This window comes from Catellatospora sp. IY07-71, from assembly GCF_018326265.1.
In the GTDB taxonomy this organism is placed as follows: domain Bacteria; phylum Actinomycetota; class Actinomycetes; order Mycobacteriales; family Micromonosporaceae; genus Catellatospora.
The window spans coordinates 8,397,086-8,418,878 of sequence record NZ_AP023360.1 but is presented as its reverse complement, the minus strand read 5'-3'; the positions used below and the strand labels follow the sequence as shown (position 1 = coordinate 8,418,878).

Here is a 21,793-nt window from a genome sequence, read left to right as displayed (position 1 = left end):
CCGGGTTGCGGGTCGGTTCCGACCGGATTGCGGGTCGGTTCCGGCCGGGTCCCGGCGTGTCCGGCCGGGTTCCGCGGCGTTTCCGGCCGTTCGGCGTCGCTTCCGGCCGATGATCGCTGTCTCGTGTCAGAAAGTGTGGTCAGACCGCAGATCTTGACACGAGACACCGATCATCGGCGCCTGACACGACCCGAACCCGCGCCCGACGGCCGACACCGACGGCCAGCCCCATTCGAGACGGCTCTGACCTGCCCGAACGTGGCAGCTGAGGTGGCGGACGGGCCGGATGGTGGGCTGAGGCGGACGGTGGCCACCAGCCGAAGGCGGACGCGGGTGGCCCGCCGAAGGCGGCACGGTCAGCGCGGGGCGACCGTGGCGTCGTACTCGCGGGACAGCCCGTCGATCAGCGCGTCCAGGCCGAGGGCGAACGCCCCCTCGTCGACGCTGTGTTGATGCTCCGCCAGCCGGTGGGCCTGGGACAGGTGCGGGTAGTGCGCCGCGTACAGCTCCGGGTCCTCGACGAAGCCGCGCGCGAAGGACCCCAGCGACGACCCCGCGACCAGGTAGCGCATCACCGCACCGATGTGCGTGGCCCGAGCGGGCGGCCAGCCCGCCTTGACCAGCGCCCCGTACACCGCGTCGGCCATGTGCAGCGCCGCCGGGCGCCGCCCCGGGCCCTGGGCCAGGTACGGGACGATGTTCGGGTGTGCGGTCAGTGCCGCCCGGTAGGACCGCGCCCACAGCTTCAACGCGTCGCGCCAGTCGTGCGTGGTGAAGAACGACACGTCCACGCCCGCGATGATCGCGTCGGCGACCGCGTCCAGGATGTCGTCCTTGGTGGCGAAGTGGTTGTACAGCGACGGCCCGCGTACCCCCAGCTCGGCGGCCAGGCGGCGGGTCGAGAAGGCGGCCAGCCCATCCGCGTCGATCATCGCGGCGGCGGTCTCGACGATGCGCTGCCGGCTCAGCAGGGCCTGGCTCGGCCGGGGCATGGGCGGTTCTCCCTCTGTCGGTGCTCGCCCGAAACTCTGCCACAGCGGGGTCTGGACGCGATAAAACTTTCACCGCTAGTTTATTGGCGTGGACATGACACTGTCGCCGGAACACGCCGCGCTGCGCCGGCTCGCCGCCGAGTTCGTCGACCGCGAGGTGGTGCCGCACGCGGCCGAGTGGGACCGGCGCGAGAGCGTCGACCGCACCGTGGTCAAGCAGCTCGGCGAGCTGGGCTTCCTCGGCCTGACCGTCGCCGAGGAGCACGGCGGCAGCGGCGGCGACCACCTGGCGTACTGCCTGGTGCTGGAGGAGCTGGGCCGGGGCGACTCGTCCGTGCGCGGGCTGGTGTCGGTCTCGCTGGGGCTGGTCGCCAAGAGCATCGCGGCGTACGGCACCGACGCGCAGCGGAAGCGCTGGCTGCCCGGCCTGTGCGGGGGCGACCTGCTCGGCTGCTTCGCGCTGACCGAGCCCGGCACCGGCTCCGACGCCGCGTCGCTGACCACCCGCGCCGAGCGCGACGGCGACGGCTGGCGGCTGACCGGCTCGAAGATCTTCATCACCAACGGCACCTGGGCCGACGTGGCGCTGGTGTTCGCGCGCACCGGCGAGCCGGGACCGCGCGGCGTCACCGCGTTCCTGGTGCCCACGGACACGCCGGGGCTGACCCGGCGCGAGATCCACGGCAAGCTCGGGCTGCGCGGCCAGCCCACCGCCGAGCTGGTGCTCGACGGGGTGCGGGTGCCCGGCGACGCGGTGCTCGGCACCGAGGGGCGTGGCTTCCACCTGGCCATGTCCACGCTGGACAAGGGGCGGATGTCGGTCGCGGCCGGGTGCGTCGGCATCGCGCAGGGCTGCCTGGACGCGGCGGTGGCGTACGCGACGCAGCGCACCCAGTTCGGCAAGCCGATCGCGGCGTACCAGCTGGTCCAGCAGTTGATCTCGGACGTCGCGGTGGACACCGCAGCGGCCCGGCTGCTGGTGTGGCGGGTCGCGGATCTGATCGACCGCGGGCAGCCGTTCGCGACCGAGGCGTCGATGGCGAAGCTGTTCGCCAGCGAGGCCGCGGTGCGCGCGGCGAACAAGGCCCTCCAGGTGTTCGGCGGGTACGGCTACGTCGACGAGTACCCGGTCGGCAAGTACCTGCGCGACGCGCGGGTGACCACCCTCTACGAGGGCACCAGCCAGATCCAGCAACTGCTGATCGGCCGCGCCCTCACCGGCGTGAACGCCTTCTGACCAGCGAGACGTTAAGAAGGGCACCTTCTACTACGGAAAACGATAAGAAGGTGCCCTTCCTTTCCAAGGGAGGACATGAGCATGGGGAACAGGTTCGGCGGGCGGGTCGCGGTGGTGACCGGGGGCGCGCAGGGCATCGGGGCGGCGACCGCGAAGCGGCTGGCCGCGGAGGGGGCGACTGTCGCGGTCGTGGATCTCAGCGAGGAGCGGAGTGAGGCGGTCGCGGCGGAGATCCGGGACGCGGGCGGGGTGGCCACGGGCTACGGGTGTGACGTCACGGACGAGGCGGCGGTGATCGCCACCGTGGACCGCGTCGTGGGGGATCACGGGCGGGTGGACATCCTGGTGAACAACGCGGGGATCACGCGGGACGATCTGCTGTTCAAGATGAGCGCGGCTGACTGGCACGCGGTGTTGAACACGAACCTGACCAGCATGTTCTACCTGTGCCAGGCGGTGCAGCAGCACATGGTGGCGCAGAAGTACGGCAAGATCGTGAATCTGAGCAGCAGGTCGGCGCTGGGCAACCGGGGGCAGGCCAACTACGCGGCGGCCAAGGCCGGGGTGCAGGGGCTGACCGCGACGCTGGCGATCGAGCTGGGGCCGTTCAACATCTGCGTGAACGCGGTCGCGCCCGGCTACGTGGCCACCGCGATGACCGCCGCCACCGCCGAGCGGGTCGGCTCGACGGCCGAGGCGCACCAGCAGTGGGCCTCCGAGCACACGCCGCTGCGCCGGGTCGCCCAGCCCGAGGAGATCGCCTCCGTCATCGCCTTCCTGGCCAGCGACGACGCGTCGTTCGTGACCGGCCAGACCCTGTACGTCAACGGCGGAGCCCGCTGACAACCACCGGAAAGAGGAACCACTGTGGACTTCTCGCTCACCGACGAGGAGCGGGCGATCCGCGACACCGCCCGCGCGTTCATCCGCAAGGAGGTCGTGCCGCTGGAGCATGAGCTGCTGCGCCGCGAGCGGGCCGGACAGCCCGGCATCGAGCGCAGCGAGCTGCGTGAGCTGCAGCTCAAGGCGCGCGCCTTCGGCTTCTGGGGGCTGGCCACGCCGGAGGAGTACGGCGGCATGGACCTGCCCGCCGTCATGCAGTCGCTGATCTGGACCGAGGTCGGGCACACGCTGGTGCCGTTCCGCTTCGGCGGCGAGGCCGACAACATCCTGTTCCACGCGAACGACACCCAGCGGGCGGAATACCTGCTGCCCACCATCGAGGGCGAGCGGGTGTCCTGCTTCGCCATCACCGAGCCGGGCGCCGGCTCCGACGCGGCGAACATCAAGATGTCCGCCCGCCGCGACGGCGACGACTGGGTCCTCAACGGCGAGAAGACCTTCATCACCAACGGCAACGACGCCGACTTCGCCATCGTCGTCGCCGTGACCGACAAGGAGAAGGGGGTACGCGGCGGCGGCACCACCGCGTTCCTGGTGGACCGGGCGATGGGCTGGCGTTCGGAGCCGATCGCCACCATGGGTCCGGCGACCCCGGCCTCGCTGGTCTTCGACGACGTGCGGGTGCCGTCCCGCAACATCCTCGGGGAGGTCGGCCAGGGCTTCGAGCTGGGCATGAAGTGGATCGGCAAGGGGCGTTACATCATCCCGTCGCACGCGCTCGGCGTCGGCGAACGCGCCCTGCAGATGGCCGTCGACTACGCGAACACCCGGCAGACGTTCGGCCACCCGATCGCCGACTACCAGGCGATCCAGTGGATGATCGCGGACTCGGAGACGGAGCTGGAGGCGGCCCGCTGGCTGGTGCTGCGCGCCGCGTGGACGGTGGACCAGGGCCAGGACCCGCGCCACTCGTCGTCCATGGCCAAGCTCTACGGCGCCGGGATGATCAACCGGCTGGTGGACCGGGTCATGCAGATCCACGGCGGCATGGGCTACACCCGCGAGCTGCCGGTGGAGCGCTGGTATCGCCAGATGCGGCTGCTGCGCATCTACGAGGGCACCGACGAGATGCAGCGCCTGATCATCTCGCGTGACCTGCTGCGCGGGTACACGAAGATAGGCGGGCACCTGGCATGAGGGTGTTCACCTCCGCGCAGGAACTGGCCGCCGCCGTCGGCCAGTGCATCGGGCCCGGCCCCTGGCAGCGGGTGGACCAGGCACGGCTGGACGCGTTCGCCGACGCGACCGGCGGGCCGCGCTGCACCGGGCTGGGCGCGGCGGCGCCCGGCTACCTCACCCTGTCCCTGCTGCCACTGCTGGTGCACGACGTGTACCGGTTCGACAACGTGCGGCTGGGCGTGAACTACGGGGTCAACCGGGTGCGCTTCCCGGCCCCCGTCCCGGTGGGCGCCGCGATACGGCTGCTCGCCCGCATCGCCGAGGTCGAACCCGTGGACGGCGGCGTGCAACTCGTCACCCAGCTCACCGTGCGGGCCGACGGCCAGGACAAACCGTGCTGCGTCGCCGAGACGGTCAGCCGCATCTACTTCGAGGAGGAGCCGTGAGCACGCTTTCCCTGGCCGCCGTGCTGGCCGAGGCGGCCCGCCGCCGGCCGGACAAGGTCGCCGTCGTCGACGCGTTCGGCCGCGAGACCTACGCCGACCTGTGGCGGCAGGCGCTGGAGTACGCCGCCGGCCTGCGCGAGCTGGGTGTCCAGCCCGGCGACGCGGTGGCGCTGGTGGTGCCGAACGTGACCGACTTCCCGCGTGCCTACTACGGCGTGCTCGCCGCGGGCGGCGTGGTGGTGCCGGTGCACCTGCTGCTCACCCCGGGCGAGGCGGCGTACGTGCTGCGCGACAGCGGCGCGAAGCTCGTCGTCTGCCACAGCGGCCTGCTCGCGCTGGGTGCACCGGCCGCGGCCGAGGCGGGCGTGCCCCTGGCCAGCGTCGGGCCGCGCCCCGACCTCGAAGCGGGCGGCACCGGCCCGGCCCGGCTGGAGGACGTGAGCGCGAGCGTCACGCCGCTGCGCTCGTACGTCACCCGTGAGCCGAACGACCCGGCGGTCATCTTCTACACCAGCGGGACCACCGGGCGGCCCAAGGGCGCCGTGCTCACCCACCTCAACATGGTGATGAACGCGACCGTGAACAGCTTCGACGCCAACGACGCCCGGCCGACGGACGTGGTGCTGGGCTGCCTGCCGCTGTTCCACACGTTCGGGCAGACCGTCGGCATGAACGGCGCGTTCCGCATCGGCGCGACGCTGGTGCTGCTGGCCCGGTTCACCGGCGACGCGGCGCTGGACCTGATGGTGCGGGAGGGCGTGGACGTCTTCCACGGCGTACCCACCATGTATGTCGCCCTGCTCGAAGCCGCGGCCGGGCGCGAGGATCTGCCGAAGCTGCGGCTGTGCATCTCGGGCGGGGCCGCGCTGCCGGTCGCGGTGCTGGAGCGGTTCAACACCGCCTTCTCCACCACGATCTTCGAGGGCTACGGCCTGTCCGAGACCTCGCCCACGGCCACCACCAACCAGCCGCACTTCGGCGTCCGGGCCGGCACCATCGGCCACCCGATCTGGGGCGTCGAGGTGGAGATCGCCCGCGCCGAGGTCGACGACCGCATCGAGCTGCTGGACACCGGCGAGCTGGGCGAGATCGTGATCCGCGGCCACAACGTGTTCGCCGGCTACCACGGCAACCCCGAGGCGACGGCGCAGGCCGTCGTCGACGGCTGGTTCCGCACCGGCGACCTGGGCACCAAGGACGCCGACGGCTTCATCGCCATCGTGGACCGCAAGAAGGACATCGTCATCCGCGGCGGCTTCAACGTGTACCCGCGCGAGGTCGAGGAGGTTCTCGCCCGCCACCCCGCCGTCGAACTCGTCTCCGTCATCGGCGTCCCCGACGCCACCCACGGCGAGGAGATCTGCGCCGTCGTCGTCCTCCGCCCCGAAGCCGCCCCCGTCACCGAACAAGACCTCATCGACTGGTCCCGCGACCAGCTCGGCAAGCACAAGTACCCCCGGCGCGTCCACTTCCGCGACGACCTCCCCATGGGCCCCAGCCACAAGGTCCTCAAACGCGAACTCCGCCGCCTCCTCTCCTGAAAGGAAGGGCACCTTCGTCGGCTCGCGTCAGCGAGACGAGCAGCAGATCAGCTCGTTTTCCGTAGTAGAAGGTGCCCTTCTTAACTCTCCTCGCCTAGGGTTCCAACCTCGGTGGTGCCGCTGCCCGTGTACGTGGGTCGAAAGGTCGGACCCACGGAACGGGGAGGTGACGGGTTGGCGGACGACGAAGGGTTCCGCGAGTTCGTGCACGCGCGGCTGGCCAGGCTGTCACGGGTGGCGTACCTGCTGACCGGCGAGCACCACGCGGCAGAGGACCTGCTGCAGAACACGCTGGTCAGGCTGGCGTCCAAGTGGCCGAAGGTGTCCCGCACCGGCGTGCCGGACGCATACGTGCGCAAGGTGATGTACCACGAACACGTCTCTTCCTGGCGGCGCAGCCGCCACCTGCGCAGCGAGCTGACCACGGGCGAGCTGCCCGAATCCGGCGCCGGGTCGGACATGGCCGCCGAGACGGTCCGCCGCCTCCTGCTGGAGCAGGCGCTGGCGAAGCTGACCCGCAAGCAGCGCGCCGTGATCGTGCTGCGCTTCTTCGAAGATTTGTCCGAGGCCGACGCCGCCGAGGCGCTCGGCGTCTCCGTGGGCACGGTCAAGAGCCAGACGTCGTACGCCCTCGGGCGGCTACGCGAGCTGGCCCCGGAACTGCACGTGCTGGTCAAGGAGCCGAACGGAGTGAGCGCATGACCGACCTCAGGCAACTGCTCACCGACATCGGCGAGCGCGCAGGCAGCTACGACGTGACCGAGCGGGCGCTCACGATCACCCGGCGGCGCAGGCGGCGGCGCGCGGCCGTCGGCACCACCGCGGCGGCGCTGGCGGTCGCCGCGATCGCGACCTGGAGCCTGTGGCCGGGCGCGCCCGGCAGCGCCCCTGACCCGGCGGTGTCGCCGTCCGCCGGACCATCCCTGCCGACCTCGTGCACTCTCGGCAGCCTGCCGCTGCCCGACGGGGCCACCTACGGCGTCGTCTACCAGGTCGACCCGACCGGCCGGTACGCGGTCGGTGGGACCGACGTCGACGCCAAGAAGTACGACCGCGATCTGCTCTTCTGGGACGGGGACGCGGTGCGCCGTCTGTCGCTGCCCGGCAGGCTGCAGTACTTCCACGACGTCAACTCCGCCGGCACCGCGCTGGCCTCGGCGGTGATCGACGGAAAGGAGTCGGCCTGGGTGTACCGCGATGGCGAGTTCACCCGGCTCGACGGCGAGGCCTTCGCGAGTGACCTGAACGAGAGCGGCGTCATCGCCGGCACCATCAGCTCGGGCCCGGACGGTCCGGGCGGCCAACCGGTGCGCTGGCGGACCCCTGACTCGCCGATGGAGCTGTTGCCGCTGCCGCCGGGTGACTGGCGGCACGGCGTACTGGTCCGCGGCATCGACGACGACGGCACCATCGTGATGGGTGGGTATGAGAACAGTGCCAGGGACCAGATGGCGTACGCGCTCCGTCCCGACGGCTCATGGCAGGAGCTGACCCCGACCATCGATGGTGTGACCGGCCGTAACGTGAGCGTCTACGCCATCCGGGGCGGCTGGGTCGTCGGACAGGTCCTGCTACCCGATGGGACCGGGCAGCGAGGGTCCGGCATCACCGGCGTGCTGTGGAATCTGCGCACGGGAAAGGCCCAGTCACTCGGCCGGTCCGGCCCTCCCACCGTCGTCAACGCGCAGGGCTGGACCGTGCACGAGACGGAACCGGTGTTCGGCCCCAGGAGGCAGACGCTGACCCCGGCGCCGACTCCGGTCGGGTCGCTGTGGTTGCTGTCCCCGGCGGGCGACCGGACCGCGGTACCCGCGCCGGCCGGGGAGACGCCGTGGCATGTGCAGGTCTACTCCCTGAGTGACGACGGCCGGGTGCTGGTCGGGCTGCGGCAGCTGAGCGAGCCGTACGGCCAGGATCACGTGCCGGTGCGCTGGCGCTGCTCCTGAGCTGACGGCCCCCTGACGTGTGCGCTTGCCCGCGTCAGGGGGCCTTGACAGGTGCGCGGCTGCCGTGAAGCCTTCACAGAGTGCACCGCCTCATCCTCTGGGACATCGACCGCACGCTGATCGACGGCGGCCGGGTCGGCCGGGAGGTGTTCGTCGCGGCGTACGCGGCGCTGGTGGGCGAGCAGCCGCCGCGGCTGCCGGAGTTCGGCGGGCGTACCGACCACTGGATCTTCACCACGGCGTTGGAGTGGCACGGCCGCGAGGTGTCCCCGGAGCTGGTCAAGAAGTTCTTCACGCACCTCGCCGAGCACACCCAGGCGGCCCGCCCGCAGCTGGAGGCCCGCGGCGCCGCGCTGGCGGGGGCTGCCCAGGCGCTGACTGCGCTCGCCGGGCACCAGGGTGTGGTGCAGTCGGTGGTGACCGGGAACATCCGCGAGGCCGCGCACCTGAAGCTGTCCGCGTTCGGGCTGCTGGACCCGATCGACCTGGAGGTCGGCGGGTACGGCTGCGACGACGGGGTGCGCTCGGTGCTGGTGCGCCTGGCGCACGAGCGGGCGCAGGCCAAGTACGCCGCGACCCTGCCCGCGCGGCAGGTCGTGGTGATCGGCGACACCCCGCACGACATCGAGGCCGCCCGCGCGAACGGGGCGCTCGCGATCGGCGTCGCCACCGGCTCGTGCAGCGCCGAGGAGCTGGCCGAGGCCGGTGCCGACGCGGTGCTGCCGTCGCTGGCCGACACGGCCGCGGTGCTGCGGGCCGCCCTGGCCTGAGCGGTCGACGTCGCGGCTCGCGGCCGGGCGGTTCCGCCGTGGTCGGCTCATATCGGTTCGACAGCCCCTGCCCGGACCAGCATGATCGCCGGTATGACGCGAACCGACGTGCCGTCCAGCTGGGACGAGCGGGCCACCCTGACCACGTTCCTCGACTACACCCGCGCCACCGTGCGGGCCAAGTGCGAGGGCATCTCCGACGAGGACGCGCGTAAGGCGCCGCTGCCGGACTCGCCACTGATGACGGTCGCCGGGCTGGTCAACCACGTGCGCTGGGTGGAGTACTGGTGGATCCAGGTCATGCTGCTGGGCGAGGAGGACACGGCCGCCCCGTGGACGCAGGAGGACCCGGATCGCGAGTTCCGGATCGCGCTCGACTTCCCGCTCGCCCAGCTGCTCGACGAGTACGACGCGCAGAGCGCCCGCTACCGCGAGCTGGTCGCCTCGCTGGACCTGGACACCATGTCGCAACGGCACATCCGCAGCACCGACGCGCCGGTCACGCTGCGCTGGATCCTGTTCCACCTGATCGAGGAGATCGCCCGGCACAACGGCCACCTCGACGTGGTACGCGAGCTGGTCGACGGCGTCAAGGGCCACTGAGCTGCGCCGTTGCCCCTCCGGCGGCTCCCGGCGCGCGTAGCGTGGACCGAGACGTGTCGGGGGGAGTCGTCATGGATCTGCGGCTGGACGGCAAGGTCGCGGTGGTCACCGGGGCGAGCAAGGGTATCGGCCTGGCAGTGGTGAAGGCGCTGCTCGCCGAGGGCGCGAAGGTGGTCGCCGCGGCCCGTGGCACGGACGGTGAACTCGCCGGGCTCGCCGCGTCCGGGTCGGTGCACCCGGTGGCGGTGGATCTGGTGGAACCGGCCGGGCCGCAGCGGCTGATCGACGCGGCGGTGGCCGCGTACGGTGGGCTGGACGTGCTGGTCAACAACGTGGGGGCGGTGAAGCCGCGGCTCGGCGGAGTCGCGTCGGTGACCGATGAGGACTGGGCGTGGTCGCTGGCGGTGAACCTGATGTCCGCCGTACGCACCACCCGGGCCGCGCTGCCGCACCTGCTGGCCCGCGGCGCGGGCTGCATCGTGACGGTCAGCTCGATCAACGCGTTCCTGCCGGACCCGCTGATCGTCGACTACACCGCGTCGAAGGCCGCGCTCACGAACTTCTCCAAGGCGCTGTCCAAGGAGGTCGGGCCGAAGGGCATCCGGGTCAACACGGTCAGTCCCGGCCCGGTGCGCACGCCGCTCTGGGTGGGGGACGACGGGGTGGCGAAGTCGTTCGGCGCGGCCGCCGGGGTGTCCGCGGAGGACGTCGCCGCGCAGGTCGCGAGCCAGGCGGCGACGGGCCGGTTCACCGAACCCGAGGAGGTCGCGGACCTGGTGGCGCTGCTGGCCGGCACCCGCGCGGGCAACGTCACCGGCGCCGACTTCGTCATCGACGGCGGCCTGATCACGACCCTCTGACCGACCCCGTCCCGTGCCGCCCACGACGCCGCGGGGCCCGGCCGCAGTGGGCCCTGCCGCAGTTTCGGGGAAACTGCACGTTTGAACTGGCCTTTTCCTGCAGTTTCCCCGAAATTGCGGCAGGTGCCGCGGTCACGTCGGGATGCGGGTGGGCCGCAACCCTGGTGATGCGGGTGCGTCACCAGGGTTGCGGCTGGGGCGGGCGCACCTGCCGCCACGGGGGAGAGCGGCGGGCGCGCCCCGCTCAGCGGGCCGGCTCGGCCTGGACCACCGGCGCCGGGGCGGACACCACCCGGGTCGCCGGGCGGGTGCGGCGGCCGTGCCACAGCACCCGGGCCAGCACGCCCGGCGCGAACAGCCGCTGCGGCGGGGCCATCAGGTTGGCCACCGACAGGAACGCGTGCCCGACCGCGGGGCTCTTGGCGGCCGCGCGGTGCAGGCGGCCGACGTACGCGTTGAGGAAGTTGACCTTCCCGGTGCGCACGCCCTGCACGTCGGGGTAGCGCAGGTCGGCGCCGACCGCGATGTCCCACGGCACGTCGATGACCTTCGCGGCGGCGGCGTAGAAGCGCTTCGGCAGGCCGTCGCGGCCCTGGCGCAGGCTGTCGCGGAGCACCATCGCCTCGGCGGCGGCGACCGTCATGCCCTGGCCGTACGCCGGGTTGAAGGCGCAGATCGCGTCGGCGACGGCGACCAGGCCCTCGGGCAGCCGGTCGAGGCGCTCGTAGCGGCGGCGCACGCTCACCGGCAGCCGCAGCTTCAGCGCCGGGCCGATCGGCTCGGCCTTGGTGACCAGCTGGAACAGCTCGTCACCCGGCAGCTGCCGGGCGAACTCCGGGTACGCCGCCTCGTCGGTCGGCGGCACGTTGTCCCGGCCCACCCCGATCAGGGTGAACATCCAGCGGTCGCCCTCGACCGGCACCGCGACGGCGCCGTACGGCAGCTCCGGCGACGGGCTGATCACGAACGCGGTCGCGCTGACCTGGCCCGGGGTCCGCCGGTAGGTGCGCGAGACGTAGTAGGTGACCGGGTCGACGTGCTCCTCGGCGGGCTTGTCGTAGCCCAGCTCGGCGAGCCAGGTCGGGCCGCGGTTGCCCCGGCCGGTCGCGTCGACCACCAGGTCGGCGTCGACGTGCTGCTCGGTGCCGCCGGCGGGCAGCACCCGGGCGCCGGTGACCCGGCTGTTGTCGGCGGAGGCGAGCAGGCCCAGCGCCTCGTGGCGCTCGCGCAGCTCGACGTTGGGCAGCGCGGCGACCCGGCGGCGCACGCCGGCCTCCAGGCCGACCCTGGTCACGCCGAGGCCGGCCAGGCCGGTGTGCTTGGCGGCGAGGCGGTGGCCGTCGTTGATCCATACCACGTCGCCCTGGACGTCGACGGGGACCGCGCCCGCCGCGGTCATCTCCGCGGCGATGCCCGGGAACAGCTCCTCCAGCACCTGGCGGCCGCGGGCGAGCAGGCCGTGGGTGTGGTCGCCCTGCGGCACGCCCTTGCGTCCGGTGGTGCCGTCGGTGGGCAGCGCGTCGCGGTCGAAGATGGTGACCTTCTCGAACGACTCGCTCAGCACGCGGGCGGCGAGCAGGCCGCCGATGCTGGCGCCGAGCACGATCGCGTGCCCGGACTTCTCCTTGGCAGACAAGGTTCACTCCGTCTCGGTGAGGGATGTGCACTCACGGTAAGGACGGGTGACGCAATCATGAAAACGAATTCGCGGTCCGGTTACAGACAGTGTGTGCTCGCTCGCACCCATAAAGATCTTTGAAAGATTTTTCAGTACGGATGATCGGTGCGGAGGCTACTGCGTGCGCGAATTCGTTGCGCAATAAGGAATCTGACAGTGATCCCTGAAAACGGAACCACACCAAGCTCCGATTTGTACGGCAAGTCGGGCAGATAGACGCTCTTCACGACGAGTCAACGCGGCGCTAACATCCTTGAAACTTGCGCAAGAGTTTCCATCCGCCCCCTCCCTCTTCCAGGAGGAGACTCGTGTCCCGACGCAACCGTCCCCTAGCCGCCGCGCTCGCCTCGTTATTGCTGGCCGCGGGCCTCGCCGCGGCCGTCGCGGCCCGCCCCGCACCCGGCCCCGACCTGGTCCCCGCCAAGGCCGACGCGAACCCGGGCAACCGTGACGTCATCGTGCATCTCTTCCAATGGCCCTGGGCCTCCATCGCCGCCGAGTGCACCAACGTGCTGGGCCCGAAGGGCTACGGAGCAGTGCAGGTGTCCCCGCCGCAGGAGCACGTCGTGCTCGGCGGCCAGGGCTACCCCTGGTGGCAGGACTACCAGCCGGTCAGCTACCAGCTCGTGTCCCGCCGCGGCGATCGCGCCGCCTTCGCGAACATGGTCACCACCTGCCACAACGCCGGGGTGAAGATCTATGTGGACGCGATCGTCAACCATATGACAGGCGGCGCCTCCACCGGGACCGGCTCGGCCGGCTCGACCTACTCGCAGTACAGCTACCCGGGGATCTATCAGAATCAGGACTTCCACCACTGCGGCCGCAACGGCAACGACGACATCGTCAGCTGGGGCGACCGGTGGGAGGTGCAGAACTGCGAGCTGGTCAACCTCTCCGACCTGGCCACCGAGTCCGCCTACGTGCGCGGCAGGCTCACCGCGTACCTCAACGACCTGGTGTCGCTCGGCGTCGACGGGTTCCGGGTCGACGCGGCCAAGCACATGCCCGTCGCCGACCTGCAGGCGATCCTCGGCGGCGTCAGCGGCGCGCCGTACGTTTTCCACGAGGTGATCGAGGACAGCGCCTTCCCGCCCGGCGAGTACGCGGGCATCGGCGACGTCACCGAGTTCCGCTACGGCGACGTGGTCGGCAACGCGTTCCGCGACGCGAACCTGTCCAACCTGAACAACCTCGCCGCGCAGATGGCGCTGGGCAGCGGCGACGCCGTCAACTTCATCGACAACCACGACACGCAGCGCAACGGGCGCGCCCGGCTCACCTACAAGGACGGGCAGACCCACGCGCTGGCGCAGGCGTTCAGCCTGGCGTACCCGTACGGCACGCCCCAGCTGATGAGCAGCTTCACCTTCACCAACCCGGAGGCCGGGCCGCCCGCCGCGGGCAACGGCACCACCAACCAGGTGACCTGCGGCTCCGGCTGGGAGTGCGAGCACCGCCGCACCGTGGTGGCCAACCTGGTCGGCTTCCACAACGCGGTCAACGGCACCGGTGTCGGCAACTGGACGTCGCCGTCCTCGTCCCGCATCGGCTTCTCGCGCGGCAACGTCGGCTACGCCGCGTTCAACCGCGACGGGTCGGCCTGGAGCACCACCTTCAGCACCGGCCTTCCCGCCGGTGTGTACTGCAACGTCGCCACCGGCAACTTCACCGCCGGCACCTGCTCGGGCAGCACCGTCACCGTCAACGCGTCCGGGCAGGCCACGACCTCCGTCGCCGGCAACAGCGCCCTCGCGATCTACACCGGCGCGATGGTGAGCAGCTCACCCCAGCCCTCGGCCTCCGCGTCCGCCTCACCCTCACCCAGCGGTACGGCCTGCACGACCGTCGCGGTCACCTTCGAGTCGAACACCACGACCACCACCGGGCAGAACGTGTTCGTCGCGGGCAGCATCGCCCAGCTCGGCTCGTGGAACACCGCGAACGCCGTGGCCATGTCCAGCGCGGCGTACCCGGTCTGGCGGGTCACCGTGAACCTGCCCGCGGGCACGTACTTCGAGTACAAGTACATCAAGAAGACCAGCGCGGGCACCGTGACCTGGGAAAGCATCGCCAACCGCAATCACACGGTCCCGACCGGCGCCTGCGCGGTGACCTACAGCGAGACCTGGAACGTGGCCGGCGGCACCACCCCGTCCGCGTCGGCCTCCCCATCGGCGTCCCCCTCACCGAGCGGCAGCGTCTGCGCGACCATCGCCGCCGCGTTCTCGGTCAGCGCCACCACGGTCTGGGGCCAGAACGTCTACGTGATCGGCTCCATCCCCGCCCTCGGCAGCTGGAACACCGCCAGCGCGGTGGCCCTGTCCAGCGCGGCCTACCCCGTCTGGACCGCGACGATCAACCTGCCGCCCGGCACGACCTTCACCTACAAGTACATAAAGAAGGACGCCTCGGGCAACGTCACCTGGGAGAGCGACCCCAACCGCTCCCGCACCACCCCCACCACCCCCTGCACCGCGTCCTACGCCGACACCTGGCGCTAGAAAGGAAGGGCACCTTCTTATCGTTTTCCGTAGAAGAAGGTGCCCTTCTTAACACGCTGCCGGATACGGCTCTGCGCTGGCGGCGGCGGTGCGGCCGATCATGGCGACGGCGCCCGGCGTATGCCCGCGCGGGCACGCCGATCACCGCGGGCACCTGCGCAGGCGAGGGTTAACAAGGGCACCTTCTACGTCGGAAAACGATAAGAAGGTGCCCTTCCTTATCGCCAGGGGCGGGTGGCGATGGTGGTGAGGCGCTGGGTGGCGCGGGAAAGGGCGACGTAGAGGGTGCGCTTGCCCGCGTCGGTGCCGGCGTCGACGGCACCGGGCTCGACCAGGACGACGGCGTCGTACTCCATGCCCTTCGCGGCCAGGGCGGTGACCACGCGCAGGCGGTCGGTGTCCCACTCGGCCAGGCGGGCCCGGATCCGGTCGCGCGCCCGGGCGTCGGGGGTGATCACGCCGACGGTGCCCTCGACCTCGGACAGCAGGGCGGCGACCGCGTCGCGCACCGCGCCGTCGAGGTCGGCGGCGGGCACCAGGCGGTGCACCGGCTCGATCCCGGTAGTCCGGACGGCCTTCGGCAGCGGGAGGTCCGGCGACACCTTCCGGATCACCTCTGCCGCCACCGCGAAGATCTCCGTCGAGTTGCGGTAGTTCGTGGTGAGCTGGTGCGGGTGCCGCTTGCGGCCGCCCAGCGCCTCGTCGCGGGCCCGGATCATCTCGTTCGCGCCGCCGATCCAGGCGGACTGGGCCGGGTCGCCGACCACGGTCCAGCTCGCCGCGTGCCCCCGGCGGCCGATCATGCGCCACTGCATCGGCGTGACGTCCTGCGCCTCGTCGACCACGACGTGCGCGTAGTCGCGGTAGTCGACCTCGCGGGGGTGGCGGCCTGAGCGGCGCGGGCGCGCTCGTACACCGTCGCCGCCTCGCGGATGCCGCCCACCGTGAACGCCTCCCGCCTGCGCTTCTTCGGCTTGGGCTGGGTGCCGAGCAGTTCCTGCAACTCGTCGAGCAGCGGCACGTCGTCGATGCTGGGACCCTGCTCGCGCAGCGGCGCCAGGGCACGCGACAGCAGCTTCTGCTCCTCGTACGACAGGGTGCCCTCGGCGGCCCGGCGCAGCCGGTTCGGCTCGGCGAGCCAGCCCAGCACCTGCTCCGGCCGTACGATCGGCCACCACGCCCGGAGGAAGGCGCGGAAGTCCTCGTGCTCGGACAGCTCGTCGTCGAAGCGGGCCTGCTCCAGCCGCGGCTGTCTGGCCTTCATCCGCTCCCAGAGCAGGTCCAGCACGGCGCCGAACGCCTTCGCGCGGATCGCGTTGCGCGGGTTGCCGCGCCCGATCCGGCGGCGGATCTCCTCGCCCTCGTGGCGGCTCAGCTCCAGCCACTCGCCGCGGTAGCGCAGGCGCAGCCCGTCGGGGTTGCCGGGCGGCGCGGCCTCGGCGGCGCGGCGCAGCACCCGCCGCATGCGCAGCGAGCCCTTCACTGCGCGTACGGCCGCCGTCTCCTCGCGGGTGGCGTCGAACCCGGGCACCAGCTGCCCGACGGAGCGCAGCGTGGCCGACTCCTCGCCGAGCGCGGGCAGCACCGTCTCGATGTACTCGACGAACACCGGCGACGGGCCGACGATCAGCACCCCGCCGCCCGCGAAGCGCGCCCGGTCGGCGTAGAGCAGGTAGGCCGCGCGGTGCAGCGCGACCGCGGTCTTGCCGGTGCCCGGACCGCCCTCGACCATGGTCACCCCGGACGCGGGGGAGCGGATCGCCAGGTCCTGCTCGTGCTGGATGGTGGCGACGATGTCGCGCATACCGGTGCCCTTGGCCCGGCTCAGCGCGGCGAGCAGCGCCCCGTCGCCGACCACCCGCATGCCCTCCGGCGCGGCCGACGGGTCCAGCAGGTCGTCCTCCAGGCCGGTCACCTTCTCGCCGAACGACGAGATCATCCGGCGGCGGATCACGCCCAGCGGCTGCGCGGCGGTGGCCCGGTAGAAGGCCGCCGCGGCGGGGGCCCGCCAGTCGATCAGCAGCGGCTCGGCTGTCTCGGTGCGGACCCCGAGACGCCCGATGTACCGCGGCCGCTCGGCCCACGCCGCCGCCTCCGGATCGGCCGCGACCTCGTCGGCGCCCGCGCCGTCGTGATCCGGGTGCATGTCGAGGCGGCCGAAGACCAGGCCCTCGTGCTCGGCGTCGAAGGCGTGCCGGCGCCGGGCCGCGTGGAACACCATGGCGTCGCGCTCGACCAGGGAGCCGAACGTGCCCACCCGGGCGAGTTGATAACCGTCGGCCTCGGCCTTCGCGGCGTCGGCGCGCAGCCGCGCGAGCCGCGCGTACACGCGGTCCACGTGCTGCTGCTCGATGGCGATCTCGTCGTGCAGGGTGTTGTCAGACATGCGTCTCCCGGGCCGGGCCTTGCGGCGATGGTGCCTCGCCAGGGTACGGGCTGCCTCCGACTTGAAGATCGATCACCGGGCCGATGTGGCGTGCGGTACGACCGGATAAACTGGAGATCAGCCGACCCGCTCCTTGGCGGGCCGCTGCGCGGGCGCCTCCGCCGCCACCGGCTCGACCGGGCCGGTCTCCGCCAGCGCCTTCTTCGCGCGCTGCTTGAACCACCAGGTGGTGCCCAGACCGGCGACCACGGCCAGGATCAGCGCCGCCCACGAGAAGCGCTTGAGCCAGTGCTCGGCCACCTCGCCCAGCGCGTAGATCGCGAACGTGGTGCCGAACGCCCAGACCAGCCCACCACCGGCGTTGGCCAGCAGGAACTTGCGGTACGGCACCTTCAGCGCGCCGGCCATCGGCCCGGCCAGGATGCGCAGCAGCGCGATGAACCGGCCGAAGAACACCGCCCAGACGCCCCAGCGCCCGAACATCGTCTCGGCCCGCACGATCTGCTCGGGACCAAGGTGCTTCGGGAAGCGGCGGCCCAGGCGCTCCAGCAGCGGGCGGCCGCCGCGCTTGCCGATCGCGTACCCGATGGAATCGCCGACGATCGCGCCGGTCGCGGCCGCGATCGCCACGCCCCACGGGGAGATGTGCTGCGTGGTCGCCGCCAGCAGCGACGAACTGACCAGGACGATCTCGCCCGGCAGCGGGATGCCCATGCTCTCGGTGCCGATGACCAGTCCGACGAGCAGGTACACGACGAGGGCCGGGAGGGTCTCCAGCCACTGGCCGACGAACTCCATCGTTCACCCTCTCCCCTGAGCAGCACCCGAGGTCGTACGCCGCCCGGGACGCTCGAAAGATACCCGACCGGCAGGGCTGTCGCATCAGGCTCGAGCCCCTAGTGGCCGCGTGGGGGTGTCGGATCGCGGCGTTCCGGCCGTGAGAAGGGTCGCACTACTTCTGAGTAGTCTTCCGGTGACCGCCGCCGACCGGCGACCCTGATCACATGACGCAGTCGAAGACCGCGCCCCCCGATCGCACCCTGGACACGCCCGGCACGCGCCGGGGGCCGGCAGAGGCGCTGGCCGATCTCATGGCGGGCAACCGCCGGTTCGTCGCGGGCCGTCCCCGCTACGGACACCACGTCGCCGAGGCGGCCGCGCGCTCCGGCGGGCAGGAGCCCTACGCCGTCGTGGTGGGCTGCATAGACTCCCGAGTGCCGCTGGAGGCGGTGTTCGACCAGAACTTCGGCTCCATCTGCGTGGTGCGCTCCGGCGCCCACGTGCTGGACCGCTCGGTCGTCGGCTCGGTCGAGTTCGCCGTGTCCGAACTGCACGCCTCGCTGGTGATGGTGCTCGGGCACGAGCGCTGCGGCGCCGTCGCCGCCACCGTCGACGCGTTGCGCACCGGCAGCCGCCCGGACGGCTTCATGGGCTACCTGGTGGACCAGATCGCGCCCGCGGTGACCGAGACCGGGCTGAACGACGAGCAGGTGCAGGCCAAGGCGCTGCGCCGGCACGTGACCCGCACCGCCGAGCAACTGCGCCTGGCCGACCGCCTGGCCCAGGCCGCCGCCGCGGGCCGGGTGCAGATCGTCGGCGCCGTATACGACCTCGACACCGGCGTCGTAGACCTCCTCTGACCGGCCCACCGCCGTCCAGACCCCGGATGGCCGCCCCCGCGCGGATGACCGCCTCTGCGCGGGTGACCGCCTCTGCGCGGGTGACCGCCTCTGCGCGGGTGGCCGCCTCGCGCGGGTGGCCGCCTGCGCCAAGATCGCGGTCTCGTGTCGGAACCTGTGGTCAGGGCTCACCAATGGACACGAACTCGCGATCATCCTGCGCCGCAGCGCGGCGGCGCGGGCGGGACCGGGGTACGGCGAGAAGCCCGCGGGCGCGTGGCCTGCGGGCTTCTGGACGTGCGGGTGAGGGAGCTGCTCAGCCCTCGAAGATGCCGGCCTCGGCCAGCCGCTTCTCGGTGGCGTCCCAGCCGTGGCCCGGGTGCGCGGTGTTCAGCGCGACGAGCTCGGCACGGATCTTGGTGGCGTGACCCGCGCCCGCGAGCACGCGGATCTCCTCGATGAAGGCGTCCGAGGTCGTGCTCAGGTGCACGGTCTTGCCGTTGGTGAGGTTCCGCACGTAGGCGTGCTTGCCGTTGTTCAGCGGAATGATGTACTTGAACTCACCGAGCACGCTCAGCGCGCCACCCTTGGCCTCACCGGCCCGGACAGACGCGCGCGCGGTCTTGGAGGTGTTGCTCGCCACGACGTACTCCTTGAAGTCTGGTTGACCAGAGAACTCTACATGACGTCCACGCGATCCCTGACCGGCGTCGCCTTCCGGTGTGACGGACACGTCGCGGCAGGCCGGTCGGACATTTCATCCGGCGAGTTTCGCGATTCTCTGGCGCCACATCCGTCCCACCAGTCATAGTGGGTGAGATCGCCGGAGTCGTCAGGCCGTAGGGGAAGACGAGCCTGTCCGTCTCGGGAGGTCACCGTGCCCACGCGTGGCGTCGTACACGTCCACTCGAGCCCGCTCGCCGTGTGTCCTCACGTCGAGTGGGCGATTTCGCGCGCCCTGAAAAGCGGCGCGGTCAACCTGCACTGGTCGGTGCAGCCCGTCGAGCCCAGCGCCCGGCGCGCCGAGTGCGGCTGGTCGGGCCGTCCCGGCACCGCCGCGGACATCGCCGCCGAGCTGCGCCAGTGGCCGATGCTGCGCTTCGAGATCACCGAGGAGCCGAGCCCCGGGATGGACGGCGAGCGGTTCATGCACGTCCCCGGCCGGGGCCTGTTCCGGGCGGCGATGGGCGCGGCCGGCGACATCCAGCTCGGCGAGGACCGGCTGCGCACCATCATCACGTCCAGCCGCAGCCCGGAGGCGCTGGCGCACGCGCTGGACCTGGCCATGGGCACCCCCTGGGACGCCGAGCTGGAGCCGTACCGCTACGCGGCGGAAGGAGCGCCGGTCACGCTGCTGACGAGGGCGGGTTAGGCCGTACGGACGATGCGGGGATGCGTGTAACGGTTGACCCCGTCCCGTCCGGCTGGTGGGATGTCCCGCGTGACCTCGTCAACGCAGAAGTGGTTCCGCCGGCTCGGCGCGACGGTGTCGGCCCTGTGCGCAGTGGCGGTCGCGACGGCCGCGTGCGGCACCGCGCCCGACCACGGGGGAGCGCTGCCGATGCAGGACCCGGCCGACCCGTCGGCCAAGGTCGCCGCCATGGTGAAGCGGATGTCCGACGCGGACCTGGCCGGCCAGGTGCTGATGCCGTTCGCGTACGGTCGCTCGGCCACCGACGTCTCGGCCGGGACGAAGGCGGCGAACCAGGCCCTGGCCGGGGTGGACACCCCCGCGCAGATGGTGGAGAAGTACCGGCTCGGCGGCATGATCCTCATCGGCTTCGGCGGCGACGACCCGACCGCCGCCAACCAGCCGGTCAACAACGTGCAGAACCCGGAGCAGGTGCGGGCGCTGACCACCGGGCTGCAGCACGCCGCGGCCCGGCTGGAGGCCGACGTGCCGCTGCTGATCGGCATGGACCAGGAGTTCGGCGTGGTGTCCCGGCTCACCACCGGGGTGACGGCGCTGCCCAGCGCGATGGCGTTCGGCGCGGCGGGCAACCCGCGGCTCACCGAGGCCGCGTGGCGCGCGGCGGGCTCCGAGCTGGCCGCGGTCGGCGTGAACGTCAACTTCGCCCCGGTCGCCGACGTGCTCGGCGCGGCGGGCAGCAACGTGATCGGCTCGCGCTCGTACGGCACCGACCCGAAGGCCGCCGGTGACCAGGTCGTCGCCGCGATCAAGGGCATGCGGGCGGGCGGGGTGGCCGCCACCCTCAAGCACTTCCCCGGCCACGGGCACACCACCGCGGACAGCCACTCCGAGCTGCCGGTGCTGGCCCAGTCGCGCCAGCTGCTCGACAAGGACGATCTAGCCCCGTTCAAGGCGGGCATCGCCGCGGGCGCGCCGCTGATCATGTCGGGCCACCTGGACGTGCAGTCCGTGGACCCGGGCGTGGCGGCGACGTTCTCCAAGAAGGTGCTGACCGACCTGCTGCGCGGGGAGCTGGGCTTCCAGGGCGTCGTGGTGTCGGACGGCATGAACATGGCCCCGGCCATGAAGCTGCCCCCCGGCGAGGCCGCGGTCGCCGCGCTGAACGCGGGCAACGACCTGCTGCTGATGGTGCCCAACGTGAAGCAGGCGCACCAGGGCCTCGTGGACGGCGTGAAGGCGGGCAAGCTGTCCCGCGAGCGCCTGGTCGAGGCCGCGACCCGGGTGCTGAAGCTGAAGCTGAGCCTGGGCGAGGCCGCCGCGCCGGCGCTGTCCACCGTGGGCACCCACGCGCAGCAGGTGTCCCCGGTCGCCGCCGCGTCGGTCACGCTGCTGCGGGGCGCCTGCGGCCAGCCGCTGGTGACCGGGCCGGTGCGGGTCACCGCGGCGTCCGGCCGGGAGAAGGCACGGGCGCGCCTGGCCGCCGCGCTGAAGGAGGCGGGCGTGTCGGTGGTGGAGACCGGCGGCAGCGTGGTGCACCTGGTCGGCTACGGCGACACGGCCGAGGACCTGAGCGCGGGCGCCGCGGTCACGGTGCACATGGACGTGCCGTACCTGCTGGCGCAGTCCACCTCGAAGGTGCTGGTGGCGACGTACTCCTCCAGCGACCTCTCGATGGACGCCCTGGCTCCCGTCCTCGCCGGCAAGGCCAAGCCCACCGGCAAGGCCCCCGTCGAGATCAAGGGCCTACCCCGCACCACCTGCTCCTGACGGTCCACGCCTGCCGCGGCCCCGGCCGGGCTCCGCGGCCAAGATCGTCC

Annotated in this window: 18 protein-coding genes and 1 pseudogene; 14 read left to right on the top strand and 5 right to left on the bottom strand. The window is 71.9% G+C overall.

Going from position 1 to position 21,793, the window contains the following annotated elements; all coding sequences use genetic code 11:
• Positions 1–356 precede the first annotated feature (356 nt).
• On the bottom strand, positions 357–992 hold the full coding sequence (locus tag CS0771_RS37685) for a TetR/AcrR family transcriptional regulator (RefSeq protein ID WP_212845392.1): 636 nt from the start codon (positions 990–992) through the stop codon (positions 357–359).
• A gap of 88 nt (positions 993–1,080) precedes the next feature.
• On the opposite strand from CS0771_RS37685, the gene CS0771_RS37680 reads away from it, so the two are divergent.
• From CS0771_RS37680 to CS0771_RS37635, 10 genes are all read left to right on the top strand, one after another.
• Positions 1,081–2,229 carry an acyl-CoA dehydrogenase family protein gene (locus CS0771_RS37680; protein WP_212845391.1) on the top strand — a complete coding sequence of 383 codons (1,149 nt, stop codon included), beginning with the start codon at positions 1,081–1,083 and terminating at the stop codon, positions 2,227–2,229.
• A gap of 81 nt (positions 2,230–2,310) precedes the next feature.
• Positions 2,311–3,072, top strand: a complete 762-nt coding sequence (gene fabG / locus CS0771_RS37675; protein WP_212845390.1) for a 3-oxoacyl-ACP reductase FabG — start codon at positions 2,311–2,313, stop codon at positions 3,070–3,072.
• A gap of 24 nt (positions 3,073–3,096) precedes the next feature.
• Complete coding sequence (locus CS0771_RS37670) at positions 3,097–4,269, top strand: acyl-CoA dehydrogenase family protein (RefSeq protein ID WP_212845389.1); 1,173 nt, start codon at positions 3,097–3,099, stop codon at positions 4,267–4,269.
• The gene (locus CS0771_RS37665; RefSeq protein WP_212845388.1) at positions 4,266–4,697 is read left to right on the top strand and encodes a MaoC/PaaZ C-terminal domain-containing protein; all 432 of its coding nucleotides are present in this window, start codon (positions 4,266–4,268) and stop codon (positions 4,695–4,697) included. Before CS0771_RS37670 ends, CS0771_RS37665 begins: the two co-directional genes overlap by 4 nt.
• Positions 4,694–6,238: a long-chain fatty acid--CoA ligase gene (locus CS0771_RS37660; RefSeq protein WP_212845387.1), complete on the top strand. Its 1,545-nt coding sequence runs from the start codon at positions 4,694–4,696 to the stop codon at positions 6,236–6,238. The genes CS0771_RS37665 and CS0771_RS37660 overlap by 4 nt, the downstream gene beginning before the upstream one ends.
• Before the next feature lie 174 nt (positions 6,239–6,412).
• Positions 6,413–6,940, top strand: a complete 528-nt coding sequence (locus CS0771_RS37655) for a SigE family RNA polymerase sigma factor (protein WP_212845386.1) — start codon at positions 6,413–6,415, stop codon at positions 6,938–6,940.
• Positions 6,937–8,184 carry a hypothetical protein gene (locus tag CS0771_RS37650; protein WP_212845385.1) on the top strand — a complete coding sequence of 416 codons (1,248 nt, stop codon included), beginning with the start codon at positions 6,937–6,939 and terminating at the stop codon, positions 8,182–8,184. The genes CS0771_RS37655 and CS0771_RS37650 overlap by 4 nt, the downstream gene beginning before the upstream one ends.
• Positions 8,185–8,264: 80 nt before the next feature.
• Positions 8,265–8,954, top strand: a complete 690-nt coding sequence (locus tag CS0771_RS37645; RefSeq protein WP_212845384.1) for an HAD family hydrolase — start codon at positions 8,265–8,267, stop codon at positions 8,952–8,954.
• A 93-nt stretch (positions 8,955–9,047) separates the two neighbouring features.
• Entirely contained in the window at positions 9,048–9,557 is a 510-nt protein-coding gene (locus CS0771_RS37640) for a DinB family protein (protein ID WP_212845383.1), read from the top strand.
• A 71-nt stretch (positions 9,558–9,628) separates the two neighbouring features.
• Positions 9,629–10,417: an oxidoreductase gene (locus CS0771_RS37635; RefSeq protein ID WP_212845382.1), complete on the top strand. Its 789-nt coding sequence runs from the start codon at positions 9,629–9,631 to the stop codon at positions 10,415–10,417.
• 244 nt (positions 10,418–10,661) lie between these two features.
• Here CS0771_RS37635 and CS0771_RS37630 read toward each other — a convergent pair whose 3' ends face one another.
• Positions 10,662–12,053, bottom strand: coding sequence for an NAD(P)/FAD-dependent oxidoreductase (locus CS0771_RS37630; protein WP_212845381.1), 1,392 nt, complete (start codon positions 12,051–12,053; stop codon positions 10,662–10,664).
• A 395-nt stretch (positions 12,054–12,448) separates the two neighbouring features.
• Between CS0771_RS37630 and CS0771_RS37625 the strand changes: the two genes are divergently transcribed.
• On the top strand, positions 12,449–14,599 hold the full coding sequence (locus CS0771_RS37625; RefSeq protein ID WP_244871261.1) for a carbohydrate-binding module family 20 domain-containing protein: 2,151 nt from the start codon (positions 12,449–12,451) through the stop codon (positions 14,597–14,599).
• A gap of 218 nt (positions 14,600–14,817) precedes the next feature.
• Here the strand turns inward: CS0771_RS37625 and CS0771_RS37620 are convergent.
• Together CS0771_RS37620 and CS0771_RS37615 are read right to left on the bottom strand one after the other, a co-directional pair.
• Positions 14,818–16,985: pseudogene (locus tag CS0771_RS37620) on the bottom strand (AAA family ATPase).
• A 117-nt stretch (positions 16,986–17,102) separates the two neighbouring features.
• Positions 17,103–17,783, bottom strand: a complete 681-nt coding sequence (locus tag CS0771_RS37615; RefSeq protein ID WP_212845379.1) for a DedA family protein — start codon at positions 17,781–17,783, stop codon at positions 17,103–17,105.
• Between the two features lie 206 nt (positions 17,784–17,989).
• On the opposite strand from CS0771_RS37615, the gene CS0771_RS37610 reads away from it, so the two are divergent.
• On the top strand, positions 17,990–18,625 hold the full coding sequence (locus CS0771_RS37610; protein ID WP_212845378.1) for a carbonic anhydrase: 636 nt from the start codon (positions 17,990–17,992) through the stop codon (positions 18,623–18,625).
• Between the two features lie 295 nt (positions 18,626–18,920).
• On the opposite strand, the gene CS0771_RS37605 is transcribed toward CS0771_RS37610, so the two are convergent.
• Positions 18,921–19,247: a hypothetical protein gene (locus CS0771_RS37605; RefSeq protein ID WP_203740534.1), complete on the bottom strand. Its 327-nt coding sequence runs from the start codon at positions 19,245–19,247 to the stop codon at positions 18,921–18,923.
• A 234-nt stretch (positions 19,248–19,481) separates the two neighbouring features.
• On the opposite strand from CS0771_RS37605, the gene CS0771_RS37600 reads away from it, so the two are divergent.
• A complete protein-coding gene (locus CS0771_RS37600) occupies positions 19,482–19,976 on the top strand; it encodes a DUF3145 domain-containing protein (RefSeq protein ID WP_212845377.1) in 495 nt (164 codons plus the stop codon).
• 60 nt (positions 19,977–20,036) lie between these two features.
• On the top strand, positions 20,037–21,743 hold the full coding sequence (locus CS0771_RS37595; protein WP_212845376.1) for a glycoside hydrolase family 3 protein: 1,707 nt from the start codon (positions 20,037–20,039) through the stop codon (positions 21,741–21,743).
• Positions 21,744–21,793 lie beyond the last annotated feature (50 nt).